This window comes from Streptomyces sp. NPDC043896 (assembly GCF_056435605.1).
In genome coordinates, this window is record NZ_JBWKEE010000002.1 from 179,658 (window position 1) to 197,499 (window position 17,842).

Consider the following 17,842-nt stretch of genomic DNA (forward strand, 5'->3'; position numbering starts at 1 on the left):
GCGACCCCCGGAGCCTGGTGCCGCCGTGCCCCGCACCCACCGTCCGCCCGCCTGCCGTACGGAGTGCCGAGCATGACCGAACCAGCCGCGTCCAGCGTTCCCGATCCCGCCGTGTCCACCGCGGCGTCCCCGCGGTCCGGACCGCCGGGCGGCGCCCCGGCCGGGCGGGGCCCCCTGAAGGCGTGGGGGGCCGTCGTCGCCGTCTCCCTCGGGATCTTCTGCCTGATCACCTCCGAGCTGCTGCCCATCGGCCTGCTCACCCCCGTCGGCGCCGACCTCGGAGTCTCCGACGGCACCGCCGGACTGATGGTCACCGTCCCCGGGATCGTCGCCGGCCTCTGCGCGCCCCTCGTCACCGTCGGCGCCGCCCGCGCCGACCGCCGTCACGTCCTCGTCGCGCTGATCGCCCTGACGGCCGCCGCCAACATCGCCGCGGGCCTCGCCCCCGACTTCACCGTGGTGCTGGCCGCCCGGCTGCTCGTCGGCATCGGCGTCGGCGGGTTCTGGGCCATCGCGGGCGGGCTCGCCGTCCGGCTGGTCCCCGCCCACCACGTCGGCCGGGCCACGGCCCTGATCTTCGGCGGGGTGCCGACCGCCTCCGTGCTCGGCGTCCCCGCCGGGACCCTCCTCGGCGAACTGGGCGGCTGGCGCACGGCCTTCGCCGCCGTCGGCGTCCTCGGCGTCCTCAGCACGGCCGCCCTGCTCCTGCTGCTGCCCGCGCTGCCCCCGGCGGCACCCGTCACCTTCCGCGAACTGCCCGCCCTGCTGCGCCGCAACCGCGGGGTCCGGGCCGGAGTGATCGTCACCTTCCTGGTGGTCACCGGCCAGTTCGCCGCCTACACCTTCGTGCGGCCGATCCTGCGGGACGTATCCGGCGTCGGCCCCGGCATGGTCAGCACGCTGCTCCTCGGCTACGGCCTCGCCGGGGTCGCGGGGAACTTCCTGGCCGGCCGGCGCGACGCCCGCCGTACGCTCCTCGCCGTCAGCGCCACCCTCACCGCCGTACTGGCGCTGATCGCCGTCCTGCCCGGAGCCGTGGCCGGGACCGTGCTGCTGCTGGTCTGGGGCCTGGTCTTCGGCGGGGTCTCCGTCAGCCTCCAGCGCTGGATGCTCCAGGCCGCGCCGAGGGCCGCCGAGGCCGCCTCCTCCCTGATGGTGGCCATGTTCAACCTCGCCATCGCGGCGGGCGCCCTGGCCGGCGGGCTCGCGGTGGACGGCCTCTCCGTGCCTGCGGCTCCGCTCACCGGGGCGGCCCTGATGCTGGCGGCCGCCCTGACGGTCGCGGTCACCTCCCGCCGGGACCTGGACCGGGATCTGGACCGGGACGGGGACCGGGACCGGGATGGGGGCCGCGGCCGGGAGCTCGATCCGGGCCGGGCGCCGGGCGTCGGCCCCACCCCCGGCACCCGGCCGGAGCAGAAAGGATGGATGGGGCGGAACGGACACTCGGCTTGACGAAGCGGGCCCGGACGGAAAGAGTCCGCTCAAGAGCCACCGAATGATCCGCACTTCGGAGAAGTCCCAGATGCCGATACCCGCCCGCGCCCCGTTCACCGCCCCGGTCCCGGGGGCGGGCACGGCCCCCGCCGTCCGGCGGCGCAGGGCCTGACCGGCTGGACGGGGGCCGGTACCGCACCGCCGCGCCGGCCCCCGTCCGCGCCCGGAGACAACCGTGTCCCCACACCCCCATGAGAACGTCCCCGAGCCCGACGACCGGCTGTTCGTACGCCCCTACGTCGCCGCCTCGGAGGACCCGTCCGCCTCGGCCTACCCCGCCTGGCCCTCGCTGCCGGAGTCCCTGGAGGAGACGACGCAGCCGCTGCCCCGCACGGCCGAGGCGCCGCCCGCGCCGTCCGCTGCCCCGGCCGGTACGCCCGCCCGGGCCGCCGGTCGCGCGGACGCGCGGCGCGGGAGCCGGCTGCCGCTCGCGGTCCTCGCGGTGCTGGCGCTGGCCGGGGCGGGTTCGCTGGTGTTCCTGCTGGGCGGGCCCGAACCGGAGGCCGCACCCGCCTCGGCGCACCCCGACCTCGCCCTGCCGGCACTGCCCGCACGCAGCCCGGGCGCGGGGGACCCCGACGTGCGGAGCCAGGCCGCCGGCGCGTCCCCCTCGGCCTCCGCCAAGCGCAGCCCCAGCGCGTCCGCGTCCTCCGCGAAGCCCACGACGAGCCCCACGGCCACGGGAGGGGCCGCGAAGCCGCCGGCCGGGTCCTCCGGGACCCTGCGCCCGGGGGACAAGGGGCCCGAGGTGGCCGCCCTCCAGGAGCGGCTCTACGGGCAGGGGTTCACGTACGTCCGGGTGACCGGCGTCTACGACGGGCAGACCAAGCGCGGCGTCGCGCAGCTCCAGCGGGACCGGGACATCAAGGGCGACCCGAGCGGCGTCTACGGCCCGGCGACCCAGGCGGCCTTCGGCTGAGCCGCGCGTCCCCGCGCCCGGTCAGCGGCCGCCGGAGACCCGGAGCACCGCTCCGGTCGTGTACGAGGCGTCGCCGGACAGCAGCCAGGCGATGGCCCCGGCGACCTCCTCCGGCTGCCCCGGCCGGCCCAGCGGGATCCCGGCGGCCGCCTTCGCCGGCCGGTCCGGATCGCCCATCGCCGCGTGCATGTCCGTCTCGATGATGCCCGGCGCCACGGCGTTGACCCGGATCCCGTCCGGACCCAGCTCCTTCGACAGCCCCACGGTGAGCGCGTCCACGGCCGCCTTGGCCGCCGCGTAGTGGACGTAGTCCCCGGGGCTGCCCAGCGTCGCCGCCGCCGAGGAGACGTTCACGACGGCCCCGCCGCCGGTGCGCGCCATGTCCCGGGCGGCACGGCGGCAGCACAGCAGGTACCCGAGCAGGTTCACCTCCACCACCCGCCGCAGGTCCTCGGTCCGGGCGTCGGCGAGCCGGCCCAGGGGGCCGGTCACCCCGGCGTTGTTCACCAGGCCGGTGACGGGGCCGAGTTCGGCCGCGGCGGTGTCGAAGAGCCGCTCCACCGCCTCCTCCCGCGAGGTGTCCCCGGCCACCGTCACGCAGCGCGCGCCCGCCGCCCGCACGCGCTCCGCGGTGGCCTCGGCGGCCGCCCCGTCACGGGCGTACCCGAGCACCAGGTCGTGCCCGTCGGCGGCGAGGCGCACACAGGCCGCGGCGCCGATGCCCCGGCTGCCGCCGGTGACGACCGTGACGGGGCGACGTGACATGTGAACCTCCGTTGAGGGCACGGGCGATGGGCTGGACCGCGGCGCAGGCTAACACTCCGAAATCCGCTGGACCAGCGCAAATGCCGGCGCCGACAGTGGCCTGGCACGTCGAACCGACCGCCGAGCCCCAGGAGGCGCCCGTGTCCACCCTGCGAGTCACCGTCGAAGAGCTGACCGTCCACGAACACCCCAACGCCGACGCGCTGGAGCTGGCCCAGGTGGGTCTCTACCGCGCCGTCGTCGCCAAGGGGGCCTACCGCACCGGGGACTTCGCCCTCTACATACCCGAACAAGCCGTCCTGCCCGCTCCCTTGATCGAGGAACTGGGACTGACCGGACGGCTGGCCGGAAGCTCCGCCGACCGGGTCAAGGCGGTCCGGCTGCGCGGCGAGCTCTCCCAGGGCCTGGTCTGCCGGCCCCGCGCCCTGGCCGGACTGGACCTGGCCCTCGCGGCCAAGGAGGGCACCGACTTCGCGGAGGCCCTGGGCATCGTCAAATGGTCCCCGCCCGTGCCCACGACCATGGCCGGCGACGTGGATCCGGCCCCCGACCTGCTGCCGTGGGTGGACATCGAGAACCTCCAGCGCTACCCGGGCATCTTCGAGGAGGGCGAGCCCGTCGTCCTCACGGAGAAGCTCCACGGCACGGCCTGCCTGCTGACCTACGTCGCCGCGGACGGACGGGTGCTGGTCTCCTCCAAGGGCGTCGGCGCCAAGGGGCTGGCGCTCAAGGAGGACGAGCGCAACGTCTACTGGCGTGCCGTACGCGGCCACGGCGTCGACGGCGTCGCGGCCCGGCTCGCCGAGCGGCTGGGCGCGAGCAGGGTCGGTGTCTTCGGCGAGGTGTACGGGGCCGGGGTGCAGGACCTGGCGTACGGGGTGAAGGCCGCGACGGCCGACACCCCGCCCGGATACGCCGTCTTCGACGTATCGGCCGAGATCGACGGACAGGTGCGCTGGCTGGATCCGGCGGAGGTCCTCCGGGACGGCGAACTCCCGCTGGTGCCCCGGCTCTTCGAGGGGCCGTACGCCCTGGAGGCGGTGCTGGAGCTGGCGAGCGGCCGGGAGACCGTGTCCGGGCGCGGGCTGCACCTGCGCGAGGGGGTCGTCATCCGGCCGGCGGCCGAGCGGTACAGCCCGGTGGTCGGCGGGCGCGCCATCGCGAAGGCGGTCAGCCCCGCCTACCTCACGCGCAAGGGCGGCACCGAGTACGAGTGAGCCGACGCGCGGCGCCGCCGGCGGCGTTGCGCTCAGCGGCCCGGGCGGCCTCCCGTGGTGGGATGGGGAAGGGGCGATTCCGTCGGTTCGGGTTCACGGAGAGGCCGATTCCATGTCGCAGGACACCGAGGGCACCATGCGGGCGATGGCGTACGAGACGTACGGCGGGACGGAGGTGCTCGCCGAGACCCGCCTCCCCCTCCCCAAGGTCGCCCCGGGCGAGGTCCTCGTCCGGGTCCGCTGCGCGGCGGTCAACCCCGTCGACTGGAAGATCATGTCGGGCGGGCTCGACGGCCTGATGGAGGTCGAGTTCCCCGTCGTGCCGGGCTGGGACGTGGCGGGCACCGTCGAACGGGCCGGCATCGACGCCCCCGAGTTCACGGCCGGCGACGAGGTCATGGGGTACGCCCGCAAGGACTGGGTGCACGGCGGCACCTTCGCCGAGTACGTCTCCGTCCCGGTACGGTGCCTCGCGGCCAAGCCCGCCTCACTGGACTGGCGGCAGGCGGCGGGCCTGCCGCTGGCCGGGCTCACCGCGTACCAGTTGCTCACCCGGCTCGGCACCGGCGCAGGCGACACGGTCCTGGTGCACGGCGCGGCCGGCGGCGTGGGCTCCCTCGGCGTCCAGATCGCCCGGGCCCTCGGGGCCCGGGTGATCGGCACCGCCTCCCCGCGCAACCACGAGCGGCTCGCCGCCCTCGGCTGCGAACCCGTCGCCTACGGGGACGGCCTGACGGAACGCGTCCGTGCCCTCGCCCCCGACGGGGTCACCGTGGTGGCGGACTTCGTCGGCGGCGTCCTCGACGTCACCCGGGCCGTCCTCGCCGACGGCGGACGCCACGCCTCCATCGCCGACCACACGGTCCTGGGCGCGGGCGGCCGGTGGATCTGGGTCCGCCCCGACTCCCGGGACCTCGCGGCCCTGGGCCGCCTCGCCGACGAGGGCCGCCTGACGGTGACGGTCGCCGAGACCTACCCGCTCACCGAACTCGCGGCCGCCTTCGCCCTCAGCCAGGAGGGCCACACGGCGGGCAAGATCGTCGTCGAGGTGTGAGGACCGGCCGCCCGGGGCGCGGAGCCCCCACACGAGGCGCCCCCGACCGGAGGCCCCCGCACAGAGGCGCCCCCGACCGGAGGCCCCCCACGGAGACTCCCGCACGGAGACCGAGGCCCTCGCGGCGCCGCCCGCGCGGGACGGCCGCCCTCAGGGCAGGTCCGGTACCTCCCCCGACCGGGCCCGCTCCACCTCGACCCCCGGCAGCGACGCCGCCCACGGGCCGGCCACGGCGGCCAGCGCGGCGGCGTCCGGCGGGGTCGGACCCAGGCCGACCGCGTAGCGGGCCAGCGTCGCGGTCCGCTCGAACGGGCGGGGCCAGGCATGGGCGTCCGGGAGCCCGGCGAGCAGGGCCCGCATCCGGCCCCGCGTCCAGCCCAGCCGCTCCTCGAACTCCGCGGCCGCACCGGCCCGTACGGTCACCACCGCCCACGCCGCGTGCCGCCGGTGCAGCGGCGGCGGCGTCAGCAGCCGGCCGAGGTCCTCCGGGTCCGCCTCCAGCACCTCCCAGGCCCGGTACAGCTCCTGGACCAGCAGGTCCCGCAGGCCCGCCCCCACCTGCGCGGTGCAGCTGCGGACCGGCGGACAGGGGGTCAGGACCGTCACCGGGTCCGGGGAGCGGCCGGCCCCGCCCGACGGGCGCAGGGCCACCGGCTCGCTCCAGTCCCAGGCGGCCCAGGTGCCGAAGAACTCCCGCCGCAGCCCGGCGGGGGAGCGGTCCCGCGCCTCCCGCACGGTCCGCGCCGCGAGCACCGCCCAGGCGAGCCCCGGCAGCCCCCCGAAGGGCGCCGAGTCCAGGCCGCGCGCCCGGGCCCAGGCCTTGACCTCCCGCGCCAGCCCGGCGAAGGCCGCGTGGGCGTCGCCCACGGACTCCCGTACCGCGTCGGCGTCGTCGAGCGCGCTCAGCGCCACGGCCGCCGCCTCGCCCAGCTCCGCCCGCCGGGCCACGGCCCGCTCCGGGTCCAGCGGCCCGGCGCCCACCAGCACCAGGTCCACGTCCAGGCCGGACGCCCGCAGCCGCAGCCCCGGGACCCGGGCGCCCGTCACCTCGCGCAGCCGCCGGGCCTCCGGCAGCGCGGCCGCCACCCGCGCCCGCACCCCGGCGGCGTCCGCCGGGCCCGGCAGCACGGCCACGAGGTCCAGGTCGGCCCCCGGCAGGGCGCAGCCCATGCCGCGGGAGCCCGCCGTCCGCACCAGCCCCTCGGGCAGGGCCGCCGCGATCCGCGCGGCCAGCTCCTCGGCGGCGCCGGGCGCCTCGGCGGCCTCCGCCGGGCCGTCCGGCCGGGGCACGCGCACGGTGCCGGTGCCCAGCTCCACCACCGCCCGTACCCGCATCGGCCCGTCCCCGCGCCGCGACAGCACCGCGAGTTCCCCGACCCGGGCCGGACGGGGCCCGCCGGGACCGAGCCGCTCCGCGAACTCCCGCTCCGTCCGCCGCGGATCCGTGCTGCGGCCCAGCGTCAGGTGCGGGGTCCAGCCCTCCGCCCGCCCCCGGCAGCCCGGGAACCGGTCGGCGAGGGCGCGGCGCAGCTCCTGCCACGGCAGGTCGCCTCCCGCCCCCGCCGCCGGGTCCAGCCACAGGGTGGCGTCCTCCCGGTGCCCGAAGGACTGCACCCCCTCCAGCCGGGCGGTGAACGGCTCCGTCGCCGCGGCGACCTCCGCCAGCAGCGGCAGCGCCTCCTCGAAGGAGGACTCCGGCACGAAGCCGAACAGCAGGTTCACGTGCGCCGGCCAGCGGTCCGCCTGCGGGTCGTGCGCCCGGCGCAGCTCCCCGACCACCGGATCGGGCGGCGCCAGCCACGCCACCGCCGTCCGGGCCGTCGCCGGTACGCCGCACCGCGCGGGCCCCGCGTCCGGTTCCGCGTACTCCACGGTGGCCTCCACCCCGAAGTGGTCGGAGACGAACAGTCCGCCGGGTCCCGGGGAGTCGCCCCGCAGCGCCGCCGTCCGCACCCGGGCGCCGCCGGAGGGGCGCAGCAGGATCCGGTCCAGCCGGGCCGACCGGCCCGACAGGGAGCCCACGGCTGCCAGGGGGTTGGCCGCCGGGTCGAAGGTCGGGGTGTCGTCCTGCGGGCCGTGTACCTCGTTCCAGGCGTCCCGCAGGCCCAGCGCGGCCGCCGGCCCCTCGGGCCCGGAGCGGCCGTCGTTGAAGTCGCCGAGCAGCGCCACCCCGGCGTCGACCCCGCCCAGCCCCTCGGCGAGGCGCGCCAGTTGGGCCTCCCGCAGGCCGGCGCCGTTCTCGGTGTGGTCGCTCGTCAGGTGGGTCGCGGCGACGACCAGGGGCCCGCCCGCGGTGTCCACGGTGACGGCGGTGACCGCCTTGTGCGGGCCCAGCGCGTGCAGCCCCGCCTCCCGCACGGGGAGCCGGCTCAGCACCAGCAGGCCGCTGGCCGCGACGTCCGGGCCCTTCGGATCGGTGCCCAGCGCGTACCCGTCCCGCACCCACGGCTCGGCCAGCAGCAGCGCCAGCAGCGCGGGTTCGACCTCCTGGAGCGCGATCACGTCGGCCCCGGACACCGCCAGGTCGGCCAGCAGCAGAGGCCTGCGCCGGGCGGTGGCGATGCGCGGGGCGTCGTAGCGGTCCCACAGGGTGTTCCACGTCAGCAGCCGCACCTGCGCCGGAGGGCGGGCGGCCGGTCCGGCCTGCACGGGCAGCCAGGCACCGGCCGCGGGTTCCCAGGCGTGCGGGGTGCGGGCGGTGAAGAACGGGGCGCGCAGCAGCCGCTGTTCCCGCACCCGCCCGGCGGCCGTCGAGTCGATCCGGTCCACGCCGGTGGTCCGGTCCCACACGAGCTCCCCGTCCGCCTCGACGAACAGCACCCGGTGCCAGGGGATGTCGCCGCCGGGCACGAAGGAGGGCAGCGGCACCCGCTTGGGGGCGGCCCCGCGCTGGAGGAGGCCGAGGGTGAACCGCGCCGGGTCGAAGCGCGGGTCCCAGCGGACCTGGTGGTAGAGCTGCTCACTGGTGCGCATCAGAGGTCCTCCACCTCGCCGGCCCGCCCCAGCGAGCCGGCCGTGTCCTCGATCGTCCCGTCCGCCCCGACGTAGTGCGTACGGTGCGCCTGTCCGGGGTACGGCGGGCTGAACCGCCGCAGCTGCGCGGCCAGTACGGGCTCCGGCACCGGGTGCGGGCGCACGCCGTTGCGCCGGCTCAGCTCGGCCTCCCCGACCAGGACCACCACCCGGGTGACCAGCGCGTCCCGGCGCCGGGCCACCGCCCCGGCCAGGCCGCGCTGCTGCTCGGTCAGGGAGGTGGCGTCCCACACCACCGTGCCCCCGGCGGCCAGGGCGCGGTCCAGCCGTTCCAGGCCCTCGCGCAGCACCTCGGGATTGGCCCGCTGGTCGGCGCGCGCACCCCGGTCGGCGCGCAGGTCGTCCAGGGCGATGTACGCGTCCACCCCGGGCAGGCTCCGGGCGAAGGTGCTCTTGCCGCTGCCCGAGGGCCCGCACAGCTGCACCAGGCGCGGGTACGCGGTGCCGTCCCGCCAGCGCCAGGTCGCGGCCACCGCTTCCTGGGGGGTGGAGACCGCACCCCGGCCGAAGGCCTCGCGGGCCTGCGCCCAGCAGCGGTCGGCGGCGTCCGCCTCCAGCCCGCCGAGGGCCTCGCGCAGACCGGCCCGCAGGCCGCCCAGCGGGTCCGGCCCGAGCAGGCCCGCCTCCTCGGCACACAGCGCGGACCACTCCGCGCACTCCAGCTCGGCGGCCGTCGCGGGCAGCGCCGAAGCCAGCGCGTGCAGCACCCCGAGGTCGGCCGCCGCGGCCATCCGGACCAGCCCGGACCGCCGTTCCTCCTCGGGGAAGGGCCGCCGCAGCGCCGGGTACAGCCCGACCAGGTCCGCCACCCGGCGCGCGGTGCGCATCCCGAGCGGGCCCGCCGCGAGCCGCGCGGCGAGGGCGGCCCGGGGCTCCCGGTGCAGCGCGGCGGCGAGGACGCCGGCCAGCCGGGTCTCGCCGGTGCGGCCCGCGCCGTCGAGCCGGGCGGTGACCTCGGCGACGGCGTGCGCCGCCGCCGCGTCGGCGGCCGCCTCCGTCCCGAGGGCGGCCAGCAGCCCGGCCGGGTCCGGTTCGGAGCCGGAGCGGACCGCCCACAGGGGGGCGGCCGGGCCGAGCCCGTTGGGCACGACGGGCGCGTACATCCAGTGGGTGCCGGTCTGCACGTGGCCGCCCCGCACCCACTTGGCCACGTACCGGCCGAAGTCCGCGCGGTCGAAGCCGGCCGTCGTCCGGACGACGTAGCCCTCCTGACGGGTGGTGTCCACCCGCAGCCTGCGCAGAGCCCGTTCGTCGTAGACGCCGCGCCAGAGCACCCGGGGGGCGGGGACGCCGATCCGGCCGAGGAAGCGCACGGTGCGGTCCCAGTCGAGGCAGTGGTCGCCGTCCCACACCGAGAACCCGTAGAACCAGCTGTCGAGTTCCTCGTAGGCGAGTGAGTGGCGGGCGTACACGTTCTCCCCGCAGATCCGCCACCCGGCCGGTATCGCGGCGCCGATCCGGCCCTGGAGCCCCTTGACCCAGGCGCGGGAGGGGTGGTGGGCGGAGTCGAGCGAGCGGGCGTGCAGCCCGTCCGCGTACAGGGTGGTGTTCTCCCCGTCGAGCTTCTCGGTCACGACGACTTCGCGTCCGGCCAGGGCCGGGGTCCCGGCGGCGCGCACGTCGTCCGCGGTGGCGCCGGGGGACCACGGCAGGTGTGCCGTGCGGGGGTAGTGCGTACGCATGATCGGCTCCAGCCGGAGGGACGGGGTGCCCGGTCACTGTAGGGAGGCGCGGCGGGGGCTTCCACCCAATTCGGGGCCGGTCAGGTCGTCGTCCCTCCGGAGACCCGGACGCGGACGAGACCGTCCTCCTCGGCGCCGATCTCGACGCTGACGTGGTCCGAGAGGCGGTGGCCGCCGTCGCCGCGGACGCCGGGTTCCGAGCAGAGCCGCGCGCCGGCGCAGTCGCTCCGGACCTCCGCGCCCGGGTAGGCGGCGCGCAGCCAGGCCTCGGCGTCCGCGAGGGAGGTCCGGAAGCCGACGGTGTACCAGGTGGTCTGCCACTGGCCCCTGGTGCAGTGCGCGTCCCGGGCGCCTTCGGGCAGTCCCGGGGCGTGCAGGAAGCGCGCGGCCTCGCCGCAGGGGGCGGACGCCTTCCCCTTCGTTTCGAGGTCGGCCTGGTGGATGAACCAGCCCGCGCACGACAGCAGTGCGAGTGCCGCTCCGATCGAGAGTCCGATCACGGTGTTCCTGCGGCGAGTGGACAAGGGAGCCCCCTGAAAGATGATCACTGAACGCGTTCAAGGACGGGTTCCGGTCAGGTTTGGTTCCCGGTCCGCTCCTCGGGCCGGCCGCTCAGCGGCACAGGGCGGCGATGGCGGGGTCCACCACGCCGTGCGCCGCGTCGCACAGCGGGGTCATGTCGTACGAGCGCTGCGGCGCGGGCCGGGGCGCCGGCCGCGCGGGCTCCCGCTTGCGCGGCTTGGGGGCGGGCTCGGGGGCGCGGCGGGCCGGGCGGGCCGACCGCTCGGCCGGGGTGCGGCGCGGCGGCCGGTCGTCGGAGCGGGCCGGCGGACGGCGCGGGGCCTCGGGCTGCGACCGCGCCCCGGGACCCGCCGGGGCCGGGGCCGGGTCCGGTTCCCGGGCCGGTGCCGCGGTTTCGGCGGGGGGCGGCGGGACCTCCTCCGGCGCGGGCCCCAGCGGCAGCGCCTGCGCCACCGGCTCCCGGGGCGCCCACACCGTGCGGGCCGGCGCCGGCACGGGCGCCGCCTCCGGGGCCCGCACGGTCACGCACCCGGTGACCGGCACCAGCGCGGCGAGCAGCAGGGACAGGGGCAGCGGCAGGGTCCGGCGCGACGGCATCCGCCCACCCTGCCGTACCGGGGCGCCGCCGGTCGCGCCCGCTCACACGGACGGGTGAGCTCACGTGGTCGGACCAGCCGCTTTCACACCACCGGTCCGCAGCACGGACCGTAGCAAGATCTACATAATCCGGCCATAAAGAGGTATAGGGGTGGCAAAGAAGATCAGCCCGAACCGGGGGGAACCGCCGTAACCCGGTGGCCCGGCCCGGTGTTGCACAGGCGGCTGGTCCACCCACGGTGAACGGAGAACCGATGCCGCAGCTGACCGACGACCCCGGACGGGCGGGCACCTGGATGACCCCGGCGGAGTACGGGGCCTCGCGCGCCTCCCTCTGGACCGGAGCGACCGTCCTCGTCACCGATCCCGACGGGCGGGTCCTCGTCCAGAGCGTCGACTACCGCCCCGACCGGCTGCTGCCGGGCGGCGCCGTGGACGCCGGCGAGGCCCCCTCGGCGGCCGCGGCCCGCGAGATGCGCGAGGAACTCGGCGTCGACGGCCACTACCCGCGCGGGCTGGCCGTCGACTGGATCCCCGCCGACGTCCCCGGGATCCCGCCCGAGATGCGCTTCCCCGGCGAGATCCTGCACGTCTACGACGGCGGCACCTGGACCCCGGAGCGCATCCGGTCCGTCCGCCTGCCCGCCCAGGAGATCACCGGCATCGAGTTCGCCGAGCCCGCCGACCTGCCCGCCCTGATGGACGCGGGCGACGCCCGCCGCGCCCTGTCCGCGCTCCGCGCCCGGATCAACGGCTCCGGCCCGGCCCTGCTGGAGGACGGCCGCCCCACCGCGCCCACCGCCCTGGACCGCCTCGGGGTCCTGCGCAGCCGGCGCACCCCCCAGCACGGCACCTGGCACCCGGGCCCCGTCCCCGCCCACCTGCCCGTACACGACCACACCAGCTGGCTCTTCGCCCCCGACGGGCGTGTCCTGCTGCTGGTCGCCCGCGCCACCGGCGCCGCCCACCTGCCCTCCGCCCGGGCGGAGCCCGCCGTCGGCGCGCTCCCGCTCGGCTACCGGTACGCCGACCGGGGCGCCCTCGCCCGGACGGCGGCCCGGCTCACGGCGGTGTCCCCGGCCGCGGACCCCGCGTACGCCCGGCTGCTGGCCACCCCCGAGCAGGTACGGGAGCTCAGCGACTGGGGCCCGGCCGGGCGGGACGAGGTCGCCTCCGTGCACGCGGCCCGCGCCCACCTCGGCCTGCCCGCCGCCCAGCGCACCCCCCTGGCGGAACTGCCCGAGCAGGGGCTGCGCTGGTGAGGGACCCGGCCCGCCAATGCCGGGCGCGCGGCGGCCGGTCCCGCAGCATGGGGCCATGACCGACAGCGCGATCGACTACACCGTCTACATCCAGGCCGACCCCGCCCGGGTCTGGCAGGCCCTCACCGACCCGGCGTACACCCGCCGCTACTGGGGCCTGAGCTTCGAGACGGACTGGGCGGTGGGCTCGACGATGGACTGGGTCGAGCGCGGCGCCCGCACCAGCGACCCCGAACAGGTGGTGCTCGACTGCGTCCCGGACCGCCTGCTCGCCTACACCTGGCACACCTTCACCACCCAGTGGGCGGCCTCCGCCGGCATCGGCGAGGAACTGCGGGCCGAGCTGGCGCAGGAGCCGCGCACGCGGGTGACGTACGAGATCGAGCCGGTCGGGGACACCCTCGCCCGGCTCACCGTCCGCCACGAGGGGTTCACCCCGGGCGGCACCCTCATCGGCATGTGCTCCGGGGCCTGGCCGATGCTGGTCTCCAGCCTCAAGACGCTGCTGGAGACCGGGGCTCCGCTGCCCGAGCCGGAGCGGGCCCCGGACTCAGGGCAGTGACCAGATCCGGGTGGTCACCACGTAGAACACCAGCACCCAGAACACCATCACCACCGCGACGGTCCCGAGCCCGATGAGGTTGGTGCGCGCCGCGGGCTCGTGCGGCGCCGGCCGCAGCCACCGCCTGAGCAGCGGGTTCACGTACCGGGGCATGGTGAAGAAGCTCATGATGAAGCTCGACAGGAGATTGCCCACCAGCAGCCCCAGCCAGAGCGGCATCCCCAGCGGGTGCAGGGCGAGCGTCAGCAGCACCACCGTCGGGTAGAGGCCGACCCAGACCGCGACGGCGGTCTTGGTCTCCGACGGCGGCCGCGCCTCCCTGCCGTTCCCCGCGAACGCGAACCAGCTGCCGAAGGAGTTGTCGATGGTGCGCAGCTTGAACTCGTTGAACTTCCGCCCCTCGGCCAGCACCTCCTGGCGCTCTGCCGAGGTCAGCCAGGCGTCCAGGTGCTCCGCGTTGTCGTACCGGTACAGGGTCGTCCACTCGTCCTGGAGGCCCTCGACGGGGCGGAAGACCTCGCTGCCCCGGTAGCCCTCGAACCTGCTCTCCTCCTGGCTCATGCGGCGCTGCCAGGCGAGGAAGTCGTCCACCTGCTCCGGGCGGACGCGGTGGGTGACCACCACCGTCACCAGCGGGTCCGTGGGCTGCGAGCCGCCGCTGATGACCTGCTGCGTGGCGGGGCCGTCGAAGTACTGCTCGCCGGCGCCGAGGAGCCGCTGCCGGGTCGCCCCGTTCATCCACGCCTGGAGGTGCGCGATCGAGTCGAACCGGTAGACCACCACCCAGTCGGGCTGGAGCGGCGTCGGCGGGGACACCTCGGCGCCCAGGTAGCCGGGGTAGTCGGCGGCGGCGGTGTTGACCCCGTGCTGCCACCGCTCGTACTCCCGTTCCCTGCCGGGCAGCACCTTCCGGCCGATGATCACCGTGGCCGAGGCGTCCGGCCGGGGAGCGGCGGTCATCGCCCCGGCCCCGTCGCCCGCGCGGGGCTGCTCTCGCCCAGCCGGCCGTAGATCCGCTCCGGGGTCAGGGGCAGCTCCCGGAAGCGGACGCCCGTGGCGTCGCGCAGCGCGTTCGCCAGGGCCGGGGCCACCGGATTGATGCAGCACTCCGCCATGCCCTTCGAGCGCATGGCCCCGACCGAGTCCGCCGAGCCCACCAGCAGCACCTCGGTGCGCGGCACGTCCGCGAAGGCCGGGATGCGGTAGTTGCGCAGGTTCGGATTGGCCATCGCGCCGGTCGCGTCGATCAGGTGGTTCTCGGTCAGCGCGAACCCGATCCCCTGGGCCACGCCCCCCTCCACCTGGCCCCGGACCTGCTCGGGGTTGATCAGCACGCCGGCGTCGGCCGCCTGGACGCTGTAGAGGATCCGGATCTCGCCCGTCACCGGGTGCACGGCGATGCGGAACCCCTGGGCGTTGGAGGTGACGCTGCGGGGCGATCCGTACGCCTTGCGGGCCGCCGTGAACCGGATGCCGCGCGCCCGCGCCAGGGCGACGAGCTCGGCCAGCGCGACCCGGTCGTCGCCGCAGACGACGTACTCGTCCTCCATCGTGCACATCACCACGTGGACGCCCGTGTGCGCGGCGGCGAACTCCAGGATCCGGTCGCGCACCGCGCCGGCCGCCCGCAGCACCGCGTTGCCCGCCACGAACAGCCCGGCGCTGGCGAAGGCGCCGGTGTCGAACCCGGTGAGGTCGGTGTCGGACTGGACGAGACGGATCCGCGACGGCGTCGTACCCAGCTGGGTCGCCGCGATCTGGACGTGCGCGGTGGAGGTACCCTCGCCGAACTCGACCGTCCCGACGGACAGTTCGTACACCAGGTCGTCGCCGAGCGTGATCCACGCCTCGGAGACGTGCTCGGTCGGCGGGGCGGTCTCGTGCAGCGAGCACGCCACCCCGGTCCCCGTGAGCCACCCCGGCCCGGGGGAGGGCGCGCCGGCCGTCCGGGCCAGCGCGCCCGCCACCAGGTCGAGGCACTTGCCGAGCCCGTCCTCGTTGAACATCACGTCGTCGGGGCCTTCGTGCATCGCGACGAGCGGATCGCCCGGCCGCACGATGTTGCGGCGCCGCAGCTCCAGGGGGTCCATGTGCAGGGCGAGCGCCAGCTCGTCCATCGCCGACTCCACGGCGAAGGCCGGCTGGGTCATCCCGTAGCCGCGCAGCGCCCCGCTCGGGACGGTGTTGGTGTAGACGGAGTACGCGTCGTACTTCTTGTTGGGGCAGCGGTAGAGCATGACGGCGGCGCCGCCCGCGTACAGGGTCTCCCCGCCGTGGTTGCCGTACGCGCCGGTGTTGGACATGTTGCGGACCTGGAAGGCGGTGAGGGTGCCGTCGGCCTTCGCGCCGAGCCGGACCGTCAGCCTCATCGGATGCCGGGGCGAGGCGGTGGTGAACTCCTCCTCGCGCGTGAACTCGTAACAGACGGGACGGCCGGTGTCGAGCGCGGCCAGCGCGGCCAGGTCCTCCGTGATCACCTCCTGCTTGCCGCCGAACCCGCCGCCCACGCGCTTGCAGAACACCCGCAGTTGATCGGGCCGCAGGGCGAACAGGTAGGCCAGCTTGACCTTCGCGATCGACGGCGACTGGGAGCTGGTGCGCACGTGCAGCCGGCCGTCCTCCGTCCAGGCGATCGAGCCGTGCGTCTCCAGGTGCGCGTGCTGCACGCGCGGGGAGGAGTACGTGCCCTCGTGCACGACGTCGGCCGCCGCGAAACCGGCCTCGACGTCGCCGATGTGCGCGTGGATCTCCAGGAGCAGGTTGTGGACGCTGTCGCGGACGAACGGGTCCTCCGCGCCGTGCAGCTGCGGCGCCCCGTCGGCCATGGCCTCCTCGGGATCGAACACCGCCCGCAGCACCTCGTACTCCACGGCCACCCTGCGGCAGCCCTCCTCCGCCGCGCCGGGCGTCTCCGCCAGGACCGCCACGACGCGCTGGCCGACGAAGCGCACCGTGTCGTCGAGGATGTACGTGTCGTCCGGATCGACCAGGTGGTCGGTGTGGATGGCGGTGGTGAACCGCCTGCGGGGCACGTCCTCCCAGGAGTAGACGCGCAGCACGCCGGGCACCGCGAGCGCGGCGGACTTGTCGACCGACACGATCCGCGCGTGGGCGTGCGGCGAGTGCAGCACCTTGAGGTGCAGCAGCCCCTCGATCCGGGTGTCCATCGTGAACTCGGCGCGCCCGGTCACCACGTCCTCGGCCGCCGGGGCACCGACGCTCGTCCCCACCGCCCGGCCCGGCGCGGCCGTCTCCACGTGCGCGACGCCCCGGATGGCGTCCTCGATGGCCCGGTAGCCCGTGCAGCGGCACAGGTTGCCCTTCAGGGCCCTCGGCAGGTCGGCCTTCTGGGCCTCGGTGAAGGCCGCCGAGGTCATGATCATCCCGGCGGTGCAGAAGCCGCACTGGAAGCCCGGAGCGTCGCGGAACCGCCGTTGCACGGGGTGCAGGTCGCCGGGCGAGCCGAGCCCCTCGACCGTGGTCACCGCACGGCCCTCCGCGCGGAAGGCCGGGGTGATGCAGCTGTGCACGGGGACCCCGTCCAGCCACACGGTGCACGCCCCGCAGTCGCCCGCGTCGCAGCCCTTCTTCACGCCGAAGTGCCCGAGGGAGCGCAGGAAGGTGCGCAGGCACTGGCCCGGGGCGGGCTCCTCCGCGAACTCCCTGCCGTTGACGAGGTAGGTCATGCCGGGCCCCCGTCGGTCAGTTCGCGCCGGATCTCCTCGGCGAAGTGCCGGGTCAGGTGGCGACGGTGGTCGGGGGTCCCGTTGGGGTCGGCGAACCAGACGTTGGAGGGGATCGCGTCGATGCTCTGCCGCAGGGTCAGGGCGTCGGGCATGTCCTCGAAGGCGAACCGCACCGGCCGGGTGGTACCCGCGGTCACGGTGAGCAGCAGGTTGCCGGTCCCGGGGGTGTGCGTACCGATCAGGAACACCGTCGAGCGGCCGAGGCGGGTCAGGCTGAAGCGCCGGTGCGCGGCGCGCTTGGCCAGGGCGTGCGCGGGGACGTCGATCCGCCGCAGCAGCTCCCCGGGGGCGAGGACGTTGCGGTGGTCGCCGGTCACGAAGTCGAGGGCGTCGACGGTGCGCACCGAGCCGTCGGCGGCCCACAGCTCGCAGCGGGCCTCCAGGGCGACCGAGAGCGTGATCATCGGGCCGGCGGGGAGCGACATGCAGACGTTGCCGCCGACGGTGGCGGCGTTCCAGACCTTGAACGAGGACAGGAACGCCTCGCAGGCCACCGGGATCAGGGCGCCCGCGGTCCACTCGGGCGGCGGGCGGAAGGCGTACAGCTCGCGGACCGTGCAGGTCGCGCCGATCTCCAGGCCCGCGTCACCGGGGACGAGGTGCTCCCAGGGCAGGGCGGTCAGGTCGATCAGCCGCCGCAGGTGCGGCTGCTCCGCGGAGTACAGCCAGGTACCGCCGGCGAGCCAGGCGTCGCCCTCGCGCCAGTGCGTACCCGGGTGGCCGGAGGGGCGGCGGACGACTTCGGTGATGGTGTTGAGGTCCATGGGGACGGGTCCCCCTCCTGACGGAGATCGCGGACGGCCACCCACGCGGACCGGTGCACCGCGGCGCCGGCTCCTCGGAGGGGGCGGCGGGCACGGAGATCCACTTCCAGGATAGGGCGGGGGGGCCCACCCCCCCCCCCCCGAGCCCGGACCCCCCACCCCCGTCCCTGTTGGGGTTTGGGGGGTGGGTTTCTTGCCCTCCTGTCTTGTCCCCCCCCCCCT

At 76.2% G+C, this 17,842-nt stretch carries 14 protein-coding genes; 6 read left to right on the forward strand and 8 right to left on the reverse strand.

The genetic code is table 11. The annotated features are described in order from the left end of the window. Positions 1-72 precede the first annotated feature (72 nt). A complete protein-coding gene (locus tag AC069X_RS03590) occupies positions 73-1,455 on the forward strand; it encodes an MFS transporter (RefSeq protein ID WP_478724649.1) in 1,383 nt (460 codons plus the stop codon). A gap of 217 nt (positions 1,456-1,672) precedes the next feature. Continuing rightward, positions 1,673-2,416, forward strand: coding sequence for a peptidoglycan-binding domain-containing protein (locus tag AC069X_RS03595; protein ID WP_478724651.1), 744 nt, complete (start codon positions 1,673-1,675; stop codon positions 2,414-2,416). A gap of 21 nt (positions 2,417-2,437) precedes the next feature. Here AC069X_RS03595 and AC069X_RS03600 read toward each other — a convergent pair whose 3' ends face one another. Beyond that, positions 2,438-3,181, reverse strand: a complete 744-nt coding sequence (locus AC069X_RS03600; protein ID WP_478724652.1) for an SDR family NAD(P)-dependent oxidoreductase — start codon at positions 3,179-3,181, stop codon at positions 2,438-2,440. Positions 3,182-3,321: 140 nt separating this feature from the next. Here AC069X_RS03600 and AC069X_RS03605 point away from each other — a divergent pair, with 140 nt between their 5' ends. Both AC069X_RS03605 and AC069X_RS03610 read left to right on the forward strand, forming a co-directional pair. Continuing rightward, a complete protein-coding gene (locus AC069X_RS03605; RefSeq protein ID WP_478724654.1) occupies positions 3,322-4,398 on the forward strand; it encodes an RNA ligase (ATP) in 1,077 nt (358 codons plus the stop codon). Between the two features lie 136 nt (positions 4,399-4,534). Further along, positions 4,535-5,452, forward strand: coding sequence for an NADP-dependent oxidoreductase (locus AC069X_RS03610; RefSeq protein WP_478725105.1), 918 nt, complete (start codon positions 4,535-4,537; stop codon positions 5,450-5,452). A gap of 150 nt (positions 5,453-5,602) precedes the next feature. Here the strand turns inward: AC069X_RS03610 and AC069X_RS03615 are convergent, their stop codons facing one another. The 4 genes from AC069X_RS03615 to AC069X_RS03630 form a co-directional block, all read right to left on the reverse strand. After that, the gene (locus AC069X_RS03615; RefSeq protein WP_478724656.1) at positions 5,603-8,425 is read right to left on the reverse strand and encodes a poly(A) polymerase; all 2,823 of its coding nucleotides are present in this window, start codon (positions 8,423-8,425) and stop codon (positions 5,603-5,605) included. Continuing rightward, positions 8,425-10,167 carry an RNA ligase family protein gene (locus AC069X_RS03620; RefSeq protein ID WP_478724658.1) on the reverse strand — a complete coding sequence of 581 codons (1,743 nt, stop codon included), beginning with the start codon at positions 10,165-10,167 and terminating at the stop codon, positions 8,425-8,427. The genes AC069X_RS03615 and AC069X_RS03620 overlap by 1 nt, the downstream gene beginning before the upstream one ends. Before the next feature lie 80 nt (positions 10,168-10,247). Then, a complete protein-coding gene (locus AC069X_RS03625; RefSeq protein ID WP_478724660.1) occupies positions 10,248-10,667 on the reverse strand; it encodes a hypothetical protein in 420 nt (139 codons plus the stop codon). A 112-nt stretch (positions 10,668-10,779) separates the two neighbouring features. After that, positions 10,780-11,286, reverse strand: a complete 507-nt coding sequence (locus AC069X_RS03630) for a hypothetical protein (RefSeq protein ID WP_478724662.1) — start codon at positions 11,284-11,286, stop codon at positions 10,780-10,782. Positions 11,287-11,540: 254 nt separating this feature from the next. On the opposite strand from AC069X_RS03630, the gene AC069X_RS03635 reads away from it, so the two are divergent. Next, on the forward strand, positions 11,541-12,548 hold the full coding sequence (locus AC069X_RS03635; RefSeq protein ID WP_478724664.1) for an NUDIX domain-containing protein: 1,008 nt from the start codon (positions 11,541-11,543) through the stop codon (positions 12,546-12,548). Between the two features lie 55 nt (positions 12,549-12,603). After that, complete coding sequence (locus AC069X_RS03640) at positions 12,604-13,110, forward strand: SRPBCC family protein (protein ID WP_478724665.1); 507 nt, start codon at positions 12,604-12,606, stop codon at positions 13,108-13,110. Here the strand turns inward: AC069X_RS03640 and AC069X_RS03645 are convergent. Genes AC069X_RS03645 through AC069X_RS03655 form a run of 3 tightly spaced genes read right to left on the reverse strand, consistent with a single transcriptional unit; the run spans position 13,099 to position 17,620 of the window. Next, positions 13,099-14,070 carry an antibiotic biosynthesis monooxygenase gene (locus AC069X_RS03645; protein WP_478724667.1) on the reverse strand — a complete coding sequence of 324 codons (972 nt, stop codon included), beginning with the start codon at positions 14,068-14,070 and terminating at the stop codon, positions 13,099-13,101. The two genes, AC069X_RS03640 and AC069X_RS03645, sit on opposite strands and share 12 nt — an antisense overlap. Then, positions 14,067-16,796, reverse strand: a complete 2,730-nt coding sequence (locus AC069X_RS03650; RefSeq protein WP_478724669.1) for a molybdopterin-dependent oxidoreductase — start codon at positions 16,794-16,796, stop codon at positions 14,067-14,069. Before AC069X_RS03650 ends, AC069X_RS03645 begins: the two co-directional genes overlap by 4 nt. Continuing rightward, on the reverse strand, positions 16,793-17,620 hold the full coding sequence (locus tag AC069X_RS03655; protein WP_478724671.1) for an FAD binding domain-containing protein: 828 nt from the start codon (positions 17,618-17,620) through the stop codon (positions 16,793-16,795). Before AC069X_RS03655 ends, AC069X_RS03650 begins: the two co-directional genes overlap by 4 nt. Positions 17,621-17,842 lie beyond the last annotated feature (222 nt).